12 protein-coding genes and 1 rRNA gene are annotated in these 14289 nt (G+C 70.1%); 5 read left to right on the forward strand and 8 right to left on the reverse strand.

Translation table 11 applies throughout. The features are described 5' to 3' along the window. Positions 1 to 283: 283 nt before the first annotated feature. The 4 genes from ACQEVZ_RS22035 to rpsD form a co-directional block, all read right to left on the reverse strand. Positions 284 to 1799, reverse strand: a 16S ribosomal RNA gene (locus tag ACQEVZ_RS22035). 390 nt (positions 1800 to 2189) lie between these two features. Further along, positions 2190 to 2618, reverse strand: a complete 429-nt coding sequence (locus tag ACQEVZ_RS22040) for a hypothetical protein (RefSeq protein ID WP_344512259.1) — start codon at positions 2616 to 2618, stop codon at positions 2190 to 2192. Then, positions 2605 to 3753 (reverse strand): N-methyl-L-tryptophan oxidase, encoded by a 1149-nt coding sequence (gene solA, locus ACQEVZ_RS22045; RefSeq protein WP_433369400.1) that lies wholly within the window; start codon positions 3751 to 3753, stop codon positions 2605 to 2607. Before solA ends, ACQEVZ_RS22040 begins: the two co-directional genes overlap by 14 nt. Before the next feature lie 12 nt (positions 3754 to 3765). Then, positions 3766 to 4374 carry a 30S ribosomal protein S4 gene (rpsD, locus tag ACQEVZ_RS22050; RefSeq protein ID WP_344512255.1) on the reverse strand — a complete coding sequence of 203 codons (609 nt, stop codon included), beginning with the start codon at positions 4372 to 4374 and terminating at the stop codon, positions 3766 to 3768. Between the two features lie 44 nt (positions 4375 to 4418). On the opposite strand from rpsD, the gene ACQEVZ_RS22055 reads away from it, so the two are divergent. The 4 genes from ACQEVZ_RS22055 (at position 4419) to ACQEVZ_RS22070 (ending at position 7967) form a co-directional block, all read left to right on the forward strand. Continuing rightward, positions 4419 to 5108 (forward strand): DUF2470 domain-containing protein, encoded by a 690-nt coding sequence (locus ACQEVZ_RS22055; RefSeq protein ID WP_433369404.1) that lies wholly within the window; start codon positions 4419 to 4421, stop codon positions 5106 to 5108. Between the two features lie 47 nt (positions 5109 to 5155). Beyond that, the gene (locus ACQEVZ_RS22060; protein WP_433369407.1) at positions 5156 to 5962 is read left to right on the forward strand and encodes a S1 family peptidase; all 807 of its coding nucleotides are present in this window, start codon (positions 5156 to 5158) and stop codon (positions 5960 to 5962) included. A 60-nt stretch (positions 5963 to 6022) separates the two neighbouring features. Next, the gene (locus ACQEVZ_RS22065) at positions 6023 to 6937 is read left to right on the forward strand and encodes a TIGR03619 family F420-dependent LLM class oxidoreductase (protein ID WP_344512250.1); all 915 of its coding nucleotides are present in this window, start codon (positions 6023 to 6025) and stop codon (positions 6935 to 6937) included. Between the two features lie 67 nt (positions 6938 to 7004). Then, positions 7005 to 7967, forward strand: coding sequence for an NAD(P)-dependent alcohol dehydrogenase (locus ACQEVZ_RS22070; protein WP_433369410.1), 963 nt, complete (start codon positions 7005 to 7007; stop codon positions 7965 to 7967). A gap of 20 nt (positions 7968 to 7987) precedes the next feature. Here ACQEVZ_RS22070 and ACQEVZ_RS22075 read toward each other — a convergent pair whose 3' ends face one another. The 3 genes from ACQEVZ_RS22075 to ACQEVZ_RS22085 form a co-directional block, all read right to left on the reverse strand. Next, on the reverse strand, positions 7988 to 8815 hold the full coding sequence (locus tag ACQEVZ_RS22075; protein ID WP_433369413.1) for a metallophosphoesterase family protein: 828 nt from the start codon (positions 8813 to 8815) through the stop codon (positions 7988 to 7990). A gap of 103 nt (positions 8816 to 8918) precedes the next feature. Beyond that, positions 8919 to 9806 (reverse strand): hypothetical protein, encoded by an 888-nt coding sequence (locus tag ACQEVZ_RS22080; RefSeq protein WP_433369416.1) that lies wholly within the window; start codon positions 9804 to 9806, stop codon positions 8919 to 8921. Continuing rightward, positions 9773 to 10543, reverse strand: a complete 771-nt coding sequence (locus ACQEVZ_RS22085) for a hypothetical protein (protein ID WP_433369419.1) — start codon at positions 10541 to 10543, stop codon at positions 9773 to 9775. The genes ACQEVZ_RS22080 and ACQEVZ_RS22085 overlap by 34 nt, the downstream gene beginning before the upstream one ends. A 160-nt stretch (positions 10544 to 10703) precedes the next feature. Between ACQEVZ_RS22085 and ACQEVZ_RS22090 the strand changes: the two genes are divergently transcribed. After that, the gene (locus ACQEVZ_RS22090; protein ID WP_433369422.1) at positions 10704 to 13514 is read left to right on the forward strand and encodes a GH92 family glycosyl hydrolase; all 2811 of its coding nucleotides are present in this window, start codon (positions 10704 to 10706) and stop codon (positions 13512 to 13514) included. 419 nt (positions 13515 to 13933) lie between these two features. On the opposite strand, the gene ACQEVZ_RS22095 is transcribed toward ACQEVZ_RS22090, so the two are convergent. Further along, positions 13934 to 14272 carry a hypothetical protein gene (locus ACQEVZ_RS22095; RefSeq protein WP_433369425.1) on the reverse strand — a complete coding sequence of 113 codons (339 nt, stop codon included), beginning with the start codon at positions 14270 to 14272 and terminating at the stop codon, positions 13934 to 13936. Between the last annotated feature and the right edge of the window lie 17 nt (positions 14273 to 14289).

The following is a 14289-nucleotide window of genomic DNA, read 5'->3' on the forward strand; positions in this document are numbered from 1 at the left end:
TCAGCCACAACCTCGCCGGCTACGCCGACCGGTTTTGCGACAGATGTGGATCTCGTCTGAAAACAACCCCGCTCACGCGCTGATTGTTTCAGGACCCAACAGGGTGCCTGTGTGACCTCCCAACCGCATCCAATCGCCGTTCCACGCCCACAAGTGAGCAGTACTAGGACACATGAACCGTTGTCAGGAAATCTTCGCCAGTGTCTCCGCCATATGAGCACCCTGTCGACACATTCGGTCGACCATGGGCTCCTGTCACCTTTCGGTGAAGGTTGCTCCTTAGAAAGGAGGTGATCCAGCCGCACCTTCCGGTACGGCTACCTTGTTACGACTTCGTCCCAATCGCCAGTCCCACCTTCGACGGCTCCCTCCACAAGGGTTGGGCCACCGGCTTCGGGTGTTACCGACTTTCGTGACGTGACGGGCGGTGTGTACAAGGCCCGGGAACGTATTCACCGCAGCGTTGCTGATCTGCGATTACTAGCGACTCCGACTTCACGGGGTCGAGTTGCAGACCCCGATCCGAACTGAGACCGGCTTTTTGGGATTCGCTCCACCTTACGGTATCGCAGCCCTTTGTACCGGCCATTGTAGCATGCGTGAAGCCCTGGACATAAGGGGCATGATGACTTGACGTCATCCCCACCTTCCTCCGAGTTGACCCCGGCAGTCTTCGATGAGTCCCCGGCATAACCCGCTGGCAACATCGAACAAGGGTTGCGCTCGTTGCGGGACTTAACCCAACATCTCACGACACGAGCTGACGACAGCCATGCACCACCTGTGAACGCCCCCGAAGGACACAACATCTCTGCTGCTTTAGCGCCCATGTCAAACCCAGGTAAGGTTCTTCGCGTTGCATCGAATTAATCCGCATGCTCCGCCGCTTGTGCGGGCCCCCGTCAATTCCTTTGAGTTTTAGCCTTGCGGCCGTACTCCCCAGGCGGGGCGCTTAATGCGTTAGCTGCGGCACAGAGAACCGGAGAGGCCCCCCACACCTAGCGCCCAACGTTTACAGCGTGGACTACCAGGGTATCTAATCCTGTTCGCTCCCCACGCTTTCGCTCCTCAGCGTCAGTATCGGCCCAGAGACCCGCCTTCGCCACCGGTGTTCCTCCTGATATCTGCGCATTTCACCGCTACACCAGGAATTCCAGTCTCCCCTACCGAACTCAAGCCTGCCCGTATCAGCTGCAAGCCCACAGTTGAGCTGCGGGTTTTCACAGCTGACGCAACAAGCCGCCTACGAGCTCTTTACGCCCAATAAATCCGGACAACGCTCGCGCCCTACGTCTTACCGCGGCTGCTGGCACGTAGTTGGCCGGCGCTTCTTCTCCAGGTACCGTCACTTGCGCTTCGTCCCTGTCGAAAGAGGTTTACAACCCGAAGGCCTTCATCCCTCACGCGGCGTCGCTGCATCAGGCTTCCGCCCATTGTGCAATATTCCCCACTGCTGCCTCCCGTAGGAGTCTGGGCCGTGTCTCAGTCCCAGTGTGGCCGGTCGCCCTCTCAGGCCGGCTACCCGTCGTCGCCTTGGTAGGCCATCACCCCACCAACAAGCTGATAGGCCGCGAGCCCATCCCAGGCCGAAAAACTTTCCACACCCCACGATGCCGCGGAGAATGAATATCCGGTATTAGCCCCCGTTTCCGAGGGTTATCCCAAAGCCTAGGGCAGGTTACTCACGTGTTACTCACCCGTTCGCCGCTCGAGTACCCCGAAGGGCCTTTCCGCTCGACTTGCATGTGTTAAGCACGCCGCCAGCGTTCGTCCTGAGCCAGGATCAAACTCTCCAACAAAATCTGGAAAATCAGTCCTGGCAACAAACAATCGTTTGTCACCAAAGGAATCCTCGGACACGACAACAAAGCCATGTCACGGGGTCAATCAATTGGCACTGGCTTAACAAGCACCCTGTTGAGTTCTCAAACAACCAACACACACCTTGAAACCGCCTCTTTGTTGAGGCGCTCTCTCGGGGCCTTCGTAACTGTAGAGCGTCTCGGTCGATTTCGCCAAATCGCGATTCCCAGGGGATTCGCTAGCATCGCCCGATCACACCCGCGCTGACGCACACCGAAAGGTGAGTGAAATTGCGGGTGGCCTCGCACACCGGCCGATGATCGCGCTGCGACACATCCGCCCGGCTCGTGCTGGCTGTGCAAACTTACTCTCCCCCGCCAGCCCTGTCAACAACCACCCAGGACCCTGCGCATCGCCGGCACGATTTCCGCAGGTGAGAACCGGGTTGCGGCGAGCGCCTCGGCCCTCGCGACGGTCTCACCGAGCGCGGCGGCGGGCGCCGAACGGACCACCGCGAGCAGCCACGCCTCCAGCAGCGTCCCGTCCGAGGGAAGTTCCAGCTCAGGTGGCGGGACCGGAGCAACCGGGGAGGTCAGGGGCTCGCCCGCGGACGCGTACAGGCCGGGCATGACACCGACCCGGAACGGATGCACGCACGTCGGCACCCCTGTGTCGGCCGTCACCCGATAGCCGAGGGAAGCCGAGAACGGGACGGTGGGCGACGGCCGCGCGGCGACGTCGAAGGCACCCAGCGGCAGGCGCTGCCCCGGACATGCGACGCACGTCTCGTCCCGGAGCTCCTCAGGGGTGAGCATCGCAGAAACGCCGGGGGTCGAAGAGGCCGAGTGGATGCCGGGTCGCGCCGGTGAGCGCCAGGTCCGCCAGGATCTCGCCCACCACGGGGACGAACTTGAACCCGTGGCCTGAGAAGCCGCACGCGACGGTCACGTTCGCGTGCCCGGGATGCCGCCCGATGACGAAGTGCGTGTCCAGGGTGTTGGTGTACATGCAGGTCTTGCCGCGCAGGTAGGTGCCGGCGATACCGGGCACCCGGTCGGCGAGGTGCGCGGCGACGGCTGCGATCTCGTCGGGGCGGATCGACCGGTCGATCGTCTCGGGCGTGGTCACCTCGCCGCCGCGGAAGAACGCGACCTTCACCCCGCCGGAGGGGCCGTCCAGCGCCGGGAAGCCGTAGACCTGCGTTTCCGGCGGCCCCTCCCAGATGAAGATCGGCTGGCGGTCCGGCAGGTACGCCGAGACCCCGCCGACGGGCTGGAAGAAGAACTGCACCTGCCGCTCCACGGAGAACGGGATGCCCAGATCCGCGAGCAGCGAGGGCGCCCACGGCCCCGGACAGATAACCAGGGCTCCGGCCGAGTAGGTGCCGCGAGCCGTCCGCACCTGCACCGCGGAGGACGATGACGTCCACTCGGTGACCGGCTCCTCGAAGCGCAGCGATGCGCCCAGCGCCGAGGCCCGGTCGAGGTTGGCGCGGACCGTCTCCTCGGGGCGGACGAGTCCCGCCTTCCGCTCGTACAGGCCGACCTCGTGCGGCTGAGGTCGCAGGTTGGGGAACCGCCGGCGGATCTCGGCCGCGTCGAGCATCTCGTGCGGCAGCCCCCACTGCTCCGAACTGCGCCGGCTGCCGGCGACCGTGAGGCTGTCGGGCGAGCCGATCATGATGCCGCCGCACAGGTCCATCAGGTCCCGCCCGGAGTCCCGCTCGAGCGCCGCCCACAGCTCGTACGAGCGCAGCAGCAGCGGCACGTAGGCCGGGTCCTCGAAGTAGGTCTGCCGGGTGATCCGGGACCCGCCGTGGCTGGCGCCCTGGTCGTGGGCGGGCCCGAAGCGCTCCAGGCCGAGGACGCGCCGGCCGCGGGCGGCGAGATGGTGCGCCGCGGCGCTGCCCATCCCGCCGAGCCCGATCACGATGACGTCATAGGTCTCCACTGGTCGTCGAGACTACCGGCTGTAGAACTCCACGATGAGCTGCTCGTCACACAGGACGGGCACCTCCCGGCGCAGCGGCAGGCGGATCAGCGTCGCGGTCAGCCCGGAGATGTCGACACTGAGGTACGGCGCCGTCCGCTCGCCCACGTGCGCGCCGGCGGCGGCCACCACGAACGGCGTCTTCTGCCGGCTCCGCTCGGCCACCTGGATGACGTCACCGGGGCGCAGCCGCGCGGACGGGCGGTCGACCCGGCGGCCGTTCACGGTGAGGTGCTGGTGGGTGACGACCTGCCGGGCCTGGTAGATCGTGCGGGCGAAGCCGGCCCGCAGGACCAGCGCGTCGAGGCGGGTCTCCAGGTCGACGATCAGCTCCTCGCCGGTCTTGCCGGGCCGGCCGGCCGCCCGTTCGAAGGCGTGCCGCAGCTGGCTCTCCCGCAGGTTGTACTGCGCCTTCAGCCGCTGCTTCTCCAGCAGCCGGACCTTGTAGTCGCTGTGCTTCGGGCGGCTGCGCCCGTGCTGGCCGGGCGGGAACGGGCGACGCTCGAAGTACTTGACGCACTTGGGGGTCAGCGGCATACCGAGCGCCCGGGACAGACGGACCTTCGGCCGAGACTGGTTCATTTGCAACCTCTCTACTAAGGTAAGCCTAACCTTAGGAGGTCTCCTTGTCCGGGATCAAGCTCCCCACCGCCGCGGAACGGCTCCGCACGCTGCTGGCCGCCGCGTCATCCCTGACGCTGCACGTCCCCGGTCACCGTTGCGACCTCATCGGCCGCCATCACGTCGACGAGACCGGCCGGGTGATCGTGGAGCTGCCCGCCGGCAGCCACGTCGCCCTGCTCGTCGAGGCCGAGCGTGACGTCGCCGCGGTGATCGAGATCACCGACGTGGCACCGACGCCCGTCAAGGGAAGGGTGCGGTCCAGGGCCGTCTATCAAGGGTGGCTCCAGCACGACGGAGACCTGCGGGCCGTGCTGGAGCTCGCCGAGGCGACCCTCGCCGATCCGCTCCTCGGCGAGGTCCGGGTCGACGCCGGCGAGTTCGCCGCCGCACGCCCCGACCCCCTCGCGACGGATGAGGCGGACCTGCTGTGCCATCTGACCGGCGCGCACCCGGAGGCGATCGAGCACCTGTCGCGGCTGATCCCGCCGCACCACCTGCACGGCGTGCGCCGCATCGCGCCCATCCGGATGGACCGCTTCGGCGTGGTGCTCCGGCTGGAGTTCGCCGCCCGCCACCGCGACGTGCAGCTGCCGTTCAGCGCGCCGCTGCGCACCGCCGAGGAGGCCGCGCCGCGCATGCACGAGCTGCTCGCCCGGGCCCGCTGCTGCCAGCGCAACCACTCCGGACACTGAGGCACTACCATCTAGAGATTTACATCTCTGGATGGAGGCCCAAACCCATGCGCCGAATCCTGCTCAGCACCCTGGCGGCCGCGGCGATCCTGCTGCCGTCCCCGGAAGCATCGGCCGCGCCCGTCACCAGCTGGACCAGCACCCCGGGCACGGCGTGGTGGACCGACGCGACGCTCACGGTCAGCATCGACGACTCGGTCCGCCCGTCCGTCGCGGCCGCGCTGGCCAGGGCCGTCACGCTCAAGGGCGGCACGGTCCTGCGTGAGCCGGGCACGTTGCGGCCGCACATCGCCGGCGGCGACTGGTTCAACACGACGAGCGGTCGTTGCCTGCTCGGCTTCAACGCCAAGGCCGGCGCGACGTACTACTTCCTGGCGTCGGCGCACTGCGTCCCGGCGGTCGGCGCGACCGTCTACGCCGGCACCGGGACCGGCACGGTCCTCGGCGTCGTCGCGGCCCGGGACCCGAGCTACGACTACGCGCTCGTGCGGTACACCAACACCACCATCGCCAAGCCCAGCACGGTGAACCTGTTCGCGGGCGGCCTGCAGCCGATCACCTCGTTCGGCTCCGGCACGGTGGGCCAGGCCGTGCGCCGCACCGGACCGAACGGGGTCCGCACCGGCACGATCACCTCGCTGAACGTGACCATCAACTACGCCGGCGGCACGCTGTACAACATGATCCGCACCACGGTGTGCAGCGAACCCGGCGAGAGCGGTGGCCCCCTCTTCGCCGGATCCGTGGGCATCGGCATGAACTGGGGCGGCAGCGGCAACTGCGCGACGGGCGGCACGAGCTACTACTCCTCGGCCCGGCGCGCGGCGACGACATACGGCGTTGCCCCTTACTAAAGTCCCGACCCCGTGCCACGTTTGAGCGGAAGGATTTCGATCTACGAATAGGGGAAGCGGATGCGGCTCGGCGTCCAGTTACCAACCTCCGGCGCCCTCGCGGGGCCCGCGAACATCGCGCGGGTCGCGAAGGAGGCCGAACGCCTCGGGTACGACTCGGTGTGGACCTACGAGCGGCTGCTGCGGCCGATGGCGGAGATCTCGATGTTCGGCGCACCGCCGGCGCGCATCCCCGAGACCTACCGGCTGACCTACGAGCCCCTGGAGACGCTGAGCTACGTCGCCGGGATGACCGAGACCGTCAAGCTCGGCACCAGCGTGATCGACGCGCTGCTGCACCCGCCGATCGTCCTCGCCCGCCGCTTCGCCACGCTCGACCAGCTCAGCGGTGGGCGGGTGATCGCCGGCCTCGGTCAGGGCTGGATGCCTCAGGAGTTCGAGGCGGCCAATGTACCGATGAAGCGCATGGGCGCCGGGATGGACGAGGTCGTCGCGGCGATGCGGGCCTGCTGGGGGCCCGACCCGGCGGAGTACCAGGGCCGCTTCTACAAGATCGAGGCCTCGGAGGTGAACCCGAAGCCGGTGCAGCAGCCGATCCCGGTCCTGTTCGGCTCCACCACCCCGGCCGGGATCGCGCGGGCCGCCCGGATCGCCGACGGCTTCAATCCGATCGCGTTCTCGCCGGAGCAGCTGACCGAGACGGTCGCCACGTTCCGCCGGCTCGCCACCGAGGCCGGCCGGGACGCCGCCGCGCTCACCGTCGTCGCCCGCGCCAACGTGCCGCTGACCGACGACCCGATCGGTGAAGGCAGGCCGTTCCTCGGCGGCTCACCCGAGCAGGTCGCCGAGGACGTCGCCCGCCTCGAGGGCAGCGGCGTCGACGAGATCCTCGTCGCCAGCATCCGGCAGACGGACATCGACCTTGAGCTCCGCCTCCTCGACCGGCTCCGGAAGGCGGTCGACAGCTCCGCCTGATGCCAGTCCTTGCTGTCGCGTGTAAGAATTGTCTTACAGGTGTCGAGCAAGGATGAGAGGTGGCGTCGTGAAGGCGTTGGTCCAGGACGCGTACGGGCCCCCGCGGGACGTCCTGCGGCTGCGGGAGGCCGACCCGCCGGAGCCGGGCCCGCGGCAGGTGCTCGTGCGGGTCGCGGCCGCGTCGGTCAACCCGGCCGACGTGTTCCTCAGCACTGGCAGGCCGTGGCTGGTGCGGCTCGGCGCCGGGCTGCGCCGGCCGCGGCGCACCATCCCCGGCGGTGACGTCGCGGGGGTGGTCGAGGCGGCCGGGGCGGAGGTGACCCGCTTCCGCCCCGGCGACGCCGTCTTCGGCCGGTGCGTGGGCGCCTTCGCCGAGCTGGCCGTCGCCGCCGAGGACGACGTGGCCGCGAAGCCGGCGGCGATGTCGTTCGAGGCGGCGGCCGCGGTACCCCTCGCGGGCACGACGGCACTGCAGGCGCTCCGCGACGTCGCCCGGGTGCGGCCCGGGCAGCGGGTCCTGGTCGTCGGCGCGGGCGGTGGGATCGGCGGGTTCGCCGTCCAGCTCGCCAGGCACTTCGGCGCCGAGGTCACCGGGGTCTGCGGCACCGCGAGCGTGGACCGCGTCCGGTCGCTGGGGGCCGGCCGCGTCATCGACCACACGCGCGAGGACTTCACGGCCGGCGACGACCGCTACGACGTCATCCTCGACAACGTCGCGGCCCGGCCGCTGTCGCGGGTCCGGCGGGTCCTCGCACCGGCGGGCGTGCTGATCCCCAACAGCGGCCGCGGGCGGCTCGCCGGCCTGGACCGGATCGTCGCCGCCCGGCTCACCGGCCTCGTCGTCCGGCAGCGCATGGCGACGTTCATCGCCCGGGACAGCCGCGACGACCTGGTCACGCTCGCCGGGCTCGTCGAGGCGGGCGCGCTCGTGCCACCCGTCGGCGCGACCTACCCCCTGGCAGCCGCGGCCGACGCCCTCGCCGAGGTCGCCGCCGGCCACGCCCGCGGGAAGCTGATCGTCGTGCCCTGAGGGGCAGCGTTCCGTGAAGGTCAGCGCTCCAGGACGGGGACGAGGCGCCCCGGCGGCGTCGCCCGGCGGTTCCACTCCCTCGGGTAGCCGACCGAGACCTCCTGGTGCCGCACCCCGTCCTGCCAGGTGGTGCGGGGGATGTGGAGATGGCCGTACACGACCTCCCGCGCCCTGAACCGGGTCGGCCACTCCGCGGTGAGGTCGGTGCCGCACCACAGCGCGAACTCCGGGTAGCGCAGCACGTCCGTGGGGTGCCGCACGAGCGGGAAGTGGTTGACCAGCACGGTCGGCAGCTCGGCGGCGGCGGCCTCCAGGCGCGGCTCGGTCTGCTCGACCCTGGCGCGGCACCAGGCGTCGCGGCCGCTGTACGGGTCGAAGTGCAGCAGCACCTCGTCGGTGCCGACGATGCCCGCGGCCTGCGCGGTCGCCATGGCCTCCTCGGTGCTCGACGTGCCCGCGGGCCACCACGAGTAGTCGTAGAGCACGAACAGCGGCGCCACGATCACCGGCCCGCCCTCGCCGTCCCACACCGGATACGGGTCCTCGGGCGTGACGACCCCGAGGTTGCGGGCCATCGCCACCAGCCGCTGGTAGCGCTCCTCGCCGCGCGACTGGTCCGGGTCGTCGCGGGTCGTCCACAGCTCGTGGTTGCCCGGCACCCAGATCACGTTGGCGAAGCGCTCCCGCAGCGTCCGGAGCACCCACCGGACATCGGCGACCTTCTCCCCCACGTCGCCAGCCACGATCAGCCAGTCGCCGTCGTCCGTCGGCTTCAGCTGCTCGACGATCTCCCTGTTCTCCTGATACGACACATGCAGATCACTGATCGCCAGCAGTCGTCCGGTCACGATTGGACCTTAGCCGCTGGCATCGCCCGGTGACGATCTCGTGCGTGCGGGACACGACGCGGGGCCCGCACCGGTGCGGGCCCCGCGGGTGGTCGACGACCGGTCAGCCCACGGTCGGGATCGGCACGACGGTGTCCGTCGGGACGGGCACCACATCGGTCGGCACAGGCACCACGGTGTCGGTCGGGACAGGCACCACGGTGTCGGTCGGCACGGGCACCACGGTGTCGGTCGGGACAGGCACCACGGTGTCGGTCGGCACGGGCACCGCGGTGTCCGTCGGGACGGGCACCGGGACGCTGGCGCACGACGGCGTCGAGCCGGGCACCGGGGTCGCGCCGGTGGTGTCCCCCGGCGACGGCGTCGCGCTGGTGTCACCGGGCAGCGGCGTCGAGTTGATCCCCGGCAGCCCCGTCGAGGTGTCGCCGGGCAGCGGCCACGGGTTGGTGCCGGGCTGCACCGACGTGGTGTCGGCGGGCAGCGGCACCGTGCCGGCGGCACCACCGGTCGGCACCGTGCCGTCGCCGGGCGTCGGCATCCCGGTGTCGCCGGGCAGCGGCACCGTGGTGTCGCCCGGCGTCGCGATCGGCGTCGACCCGTCCATCCCGGGCGGGATGATGATCGGCGCGCCGGTGTCGGACGGCGCCGTGGTGGGTCCGCCGGGCAGGTTCGGGTCGGGCGTCGCGCCCAGGCCGCCGGGCGTCGTCCCCGGGTAGACCGGTGGCAGGCCCGGGTCGACGGTGCCGCCGGGCGTCGGGGTGCCGAACGTGCCGGCGCCCGGGCTCGTGGCACACGGATCCGGGACCGTGAACGGGCCCCCGTTCGGGTCGGTGGTCATGGATGGGTCCGGCGGCTGCGCGATGCTCGGGTCGGTCCACGGCGGCATGGTCTCCGCGACCCTTGCCATGCCGTCGCCCGTCGCTTCGTGCGCGCCCGCCGTCTGTACGATCCCGCCGGTCAGCGCGACGAGGAACCCCGCCGCTCCGACCACGACCGGAATCCGGAGCCGGCCGCCTTTCGGGCGCTGTCGTGTCTGAGACATCTCGTAGAAACCCCCGTTGGTCTCGCTCGATTGCCCTTCACCCTACGTAGTTGGCCAACTACAGATCGCTGAAACGCGAGATCTTTGTCGTATCTCGCGACGCGCCGTAGCGCCACGCCGGCGAAGAGCAGCAGGAGGCCGGTGACCAGGAGCGAGCCGACCGGTGGTCCCGTGGTGGCGAGCCCGCCGGTCCGGGCCCGGCGCACCGGGGGCGCGGCCGCCGGGCCGGTGCCGGGGCCGCCGGTCACGGGGGCGGTCACCGGTTCGGGCTCCGGACCCGGCAGCGGCCCGATGTCCGGCGCCGAGCCCGGCAGGTCCGCCCACAGCAGGAGGCTCCGCACCGTCCCGTCGGGAGCGACCCCGCGGGCCAGGAACGCCAGCCGCATCCCCGCGGTCGCCGTCGCCGGCACCGCGGTCGCCACGACCGCCGTCCCGTCCGTCGTGGCGGTGGGGGTGCCGAGCAGGTCCACCCGCACGTCGTCGGCGGCGCCGCCCGAGGTGTAGGCGGCGAACCGCACCGACGAGTTGGGCGCGAACCCGCCGCCGTCCAGCGTGATCGGGTCGCCCGGCTCCATCACGTCGCGGGCGCCGCCGCGGCTGCTGTTCAGCGAGCCCGACGCGATCAGGTCCGTCGCCCGCGCCGGCATCTCCGGGAACGTCGGCGTGGTCCGGACGGCGGCCGGCACGGGTGGGCCTTGCGAATTCGTGACGTCTGATCTTTCGCCACCCCCGCTGTCGGGGTAAAGACGGCGCCCTCGTGAAAAGAATGTGCCAACGATGACAGCGCCGTTGACCAGCACCTACTGATGCTCATAGGTTTCACATCCTTGGATGGATGGAGGCACTATGAGGTTGAACAGAGGCGGGCGGGTGCTCGCCGCGGTCGCGACGCTGGTGGGGGCCGCGGCGGCTCCCCTGGTGGCGGCCCCGCCGGCACTCGCGGTCACGAACCCGGCGAGCTACGTCAACACGCTCGTCGGCACCAACGGCGGCGAGACGTTCCCGGGCGCCGACACGCCCTACGGGATGGTGCAGTGGAGCCCGGAGAACACCGCCGGCAACCAGACCCGGACCGTGCGGCCCGGCGGCTACGGGTACAACGCCACCCGGATCCGCGGGTTCAGCCTGACCCACATGTCCGGCACCGGCTGCGCGGGCGGGTCCGGTGACATCCCCTTCATGCCCTACGTCGGCGCCGTGAACTCGTCGCCGACGGCGGACACGACCGACGCCAAGTACGCGAGCAACTTCTCCCACGCCGACGAGACCGCCACCGCCGGCTACTACCGGGTGGGGCTCAGCTCCGGCGTCAACACCGAGCTGACCGCGACCACCCGCACCGGGTCGGGGCGCTTCACGTACCCCACCGGCAGCACCGCCTCGATGCTCATCCGCACGTCGAACTCCGAGGTCGGCAGCAGCGCCGCGACGGTGAACATCGACGCCGCCAACCGGACCATCAGCGGCTCGGTGACCAGCGGCAACTTCTGCGGCTACATCAACGCCGTCGGCCGGCGCAGCTACTACACGCTGCACTTCACGGCGGTCTTCGACAAGCCGTTCGCGAGCGTCGGCACGTGGCAGGACGGCACGCTGCGGGCCGGCACGACCAGCGCCTCCGGCGGCACGACCTACGGCACCGACGGCTGGCCGGTCGCCGGCCGGGGCTCCGGTGGCTACGTCACGTTCGACCTCAGCCAGGGCACTGCCGTCGGCGTGCGGGTCGGCATCTCGTACGTGAGCCAGGCCAACGCGCAGGCGAACCTCGCCGCCGAGAACCCGGCCGGCACCACCTTCGACACGGTGCGCCAGCGGGCCACCGACGCGTGGAACACCGAGCTCGGCCGCATCGACGTCACCGGTGGCACCACCGCCCAGCTGCAGACGTTCTACACCGCGCTCTACCACGCGCTGCTGCACCCGAACGTCTTCAGCGACACCAACGGCCAGTACGTCGGCATGGACCAGCAGGTGCACTCGGCGGCGAGCGGCCACGCGCAGTACGCGAACTTCTCCGGCTGGGACGTCTACCGCGGGCAGGTGCAGCTGATCACGCTGCTGCGCCCCGACGTCGGCGCCGACATCGCCCAGTCGCTGCTCAACCAGGCCACCCAGAACGGCGGCGTCTGGGACCGGTGGACGCACAACCAGGGCGGCACCCACGTGATGACCGGCGACCCGGCGCACGCGGCCGTGCCGAGCATCTACGCGTTCGGCGGCACCGGCTTCGACGCGACCGGCGCGCTCAACTCGATGGTGCACGCCGCGACCACCGTCACCGCGGCGGACCTCAGCCGGGACGGCTGGAACGTCATGGTCGTCGGCGAGCGCCCCTCGCTGGACAAGTGGCTGTCCATCAACTACATCCCCGCCAACGGCAACGCCTGGGGCGGCGCCGGCGAGACCCTCGAGGACTCGGTCGCCGACTTCGGCGTGTCGCAGCTCGCCCAGCGGCTCGGCAGCACCACCACCGCCTCGCAGTTCCTGGCCCGGTCGCAGTACTGGAAGAACGTCTACAACCCCGGCAACGGCGGCTACATCCAGGACCGTAACGAGAACGGCACCTGGCCGTCCTTCAGTCCCGGCAGCTCCAACGGCTTCGCCGAGGGCAGCGCCGCGCAGTACACCTGGATGATCCCGCACAACGTCCGCGGCCTCTTCGACAAGATGGGCGGCAACGCCACCGCCGTCAGCCGGCTGGACTCCTTCTTCCACAACAGCGACGGCAGCTGGGCCCTGACCGGCGCCGGCGGCACCAAGTCCGAGATGGACAACGAGCCGTCGATCGGGGTGCCGTGGCTCTACAACTTCGCCGGCCGCGCCGACAAGGCGCAGCAGACGATCCGCCAGGTGCTCAACGCCCTGTGGGCGCCGACCCCGTCCGGCATCCCCGGCCAGGACGACCTCGGCGCGATGTCCGCCTGGTACGTGTGGTCCGCCATGGGCCTGCACCCGCTGACCCCGGGCCGCGCCGAGCTGCTCCTGTCCGCGCCGCTCTTCCCGGGCGTCACCGTCAAGCGCGGCAACGGCAAGACGATCACCATCACCGCGCCCGGCGCCGCCACGTACGTGCAGAGCCTCACCGTCAACGGCACCGCCTCCACCCGGGCGTGGCTGCCGGAGTCCTTCGTCGCCAACGGCGGGACACTGGCGTTCACGGTCGGCACCACCGCCAACCCGTCGTGGGGCAGCGCTGTTGCTGATGCCCCGCCGTCGTTCGACACCACGGTCACGCCGCCTGCCACGAACCTGGCGCTGAACCGGCCCGCCACCGGCTCCGCCGCCTGCAACACCAACGAGGGCCCCGCCAAGGCCGTCAACGGCAGCGTCTCGGGCGGCACCAGCGACAAGTTCTGCTCGACCGCGTCGACCAAGTACCTCCAGGTCGACCTCGGCGCCGCCACCGCCCTCAAGTCGGTGACGGTCCGCCACGCCGGCGCCGGCGGCGAGTCCACGTCGTGGAACACCCGCGACTTCGACGTGCAGGTGTCCTCGGACGGGACCACGTGGACCACGGTCTCGCAGGTCCGCGGCAACACGGCGAGCGTCTCGTCGCACACGTTCACCGCGACCGCCCGCTACGTCAAGCTGAACATCCTGACCGCCGAGCAGGGCACCGGCGGCGCGACCCGCATCTACGAGTTCGAGGTGTACTGACAGCTCACCGGCCGGCCCCGCTCACTCACGGGGCCGGCCGCCACCGCGACGACGTCGGCCCCTACCGCCGCTACATGCCCGCCCTGGACCGCTTCGCCCGCCGGGTGATCCCGCTCCGCAGTTCTTGAGGGGTCACAGGTGGGAGCGTGCCATGCGCGCCCTCGGCTCGCCGCGTCGACGGTCCCGCTCACCGCGGTGGGCCAGAACTGCCGAACCGTCCACATCGGAGCTACCAGCGTCGGGCGCCGCCGGATTCGGGAACCCGGCGGACGGTCAGCCCGCCAACCGCTACGCCCGGGCCAGCCACCGCAACCGCGACGATCAGGGAACAACGAGACTGCCGCGGCGGGGGACAAACGCACCCGCGCGGCCTGCCACATCGGCAGACTCGCAGCACCGCGCGGGTGTGTCGCATCCACTCATCCCGCCTGGCCTTTCACGAGGTGAGATTGAGGATCATAGACAGTCAGAGCATTCTTGGCGGCCAGGCGTTCAACAACCCTCGCCACCTCCTCCGCCCTGGACCAGGAAATCGCAAGCAGGACGCACGCATCGGTGGAGTAGATCCCCGCGGCCCAGGGCGCCGAATCGTCGTCATCGTCAGGAAAGACCTCCAGGAGATCCTCCAGAAATGCCGCGATCGCCGGACTGGGCTCAACGACCCCCACGATCCCATCCGCCAGGCGCTCGTAAATGGCAAATGCCTCGTCACCCGTCAGCGGACCCACTTGATACCAGACGGCCAGGTCGAAGCTCATCTCTCCCACCAACTCTC

Source organism: Dactylosporangium sp. CA-152071 (genome assembly GCF_050936335.1).
Lineage (GTDB): Bacteria > Actinomycetota > Actinomycetes > Mycobacteriales > Micromonosporaceae > Dactylosporangium > Dactylosporangium maewongense.

Bases quoted from the DNA above. Each gene is read 5' to 3' on its own strand.
- ACQEVZ_RS22040 (WP_344512259.1), bottom strand. From the start codon at position 2,618: ATGCTCACCCCTGAGGAGCTCCGGGACGAGACGTGCGTCGCATGTCCG.
- rpsD (WP_344512255.1), bottom strand. From the start codon at position 4,374: ATGAACCAGTCTCGGCCGAAGGTCCGTCTGTCCCGGGCGCTCGGTATG.
- ACQEVZ_RS22060 (WP_433369407.1), top strand. From the start codon at position 5,156: ATGCGCCGAATCCTGCTCAGCACCCTGGCGGCCGCGGCGATCCTGCTG.
- ACQEVZ_RS22065 (WP_344512250.1), top strand. From the start codon at position 6,023: ATGCGGCTCGGCGTCCAGTTACCAACCTCCGGCGCCCTCGCGGGGCCC.
- ACQEVZ_RS22090 (WP_433369422.1), top strand. From the start codon at position 10,704: ATGAGGTTGAACAGAGGCGGGCGGGTGCTCGCCGCGGTCGCGACGCTG.
- ACQEVZ_RS22095 (WP_433369425.1), bottom strand. From the start codon at position 14,272: ATGAGCTTCGACCTGGCCGTCTGGTATCAAGTGGGTCCGCTGACGGGT.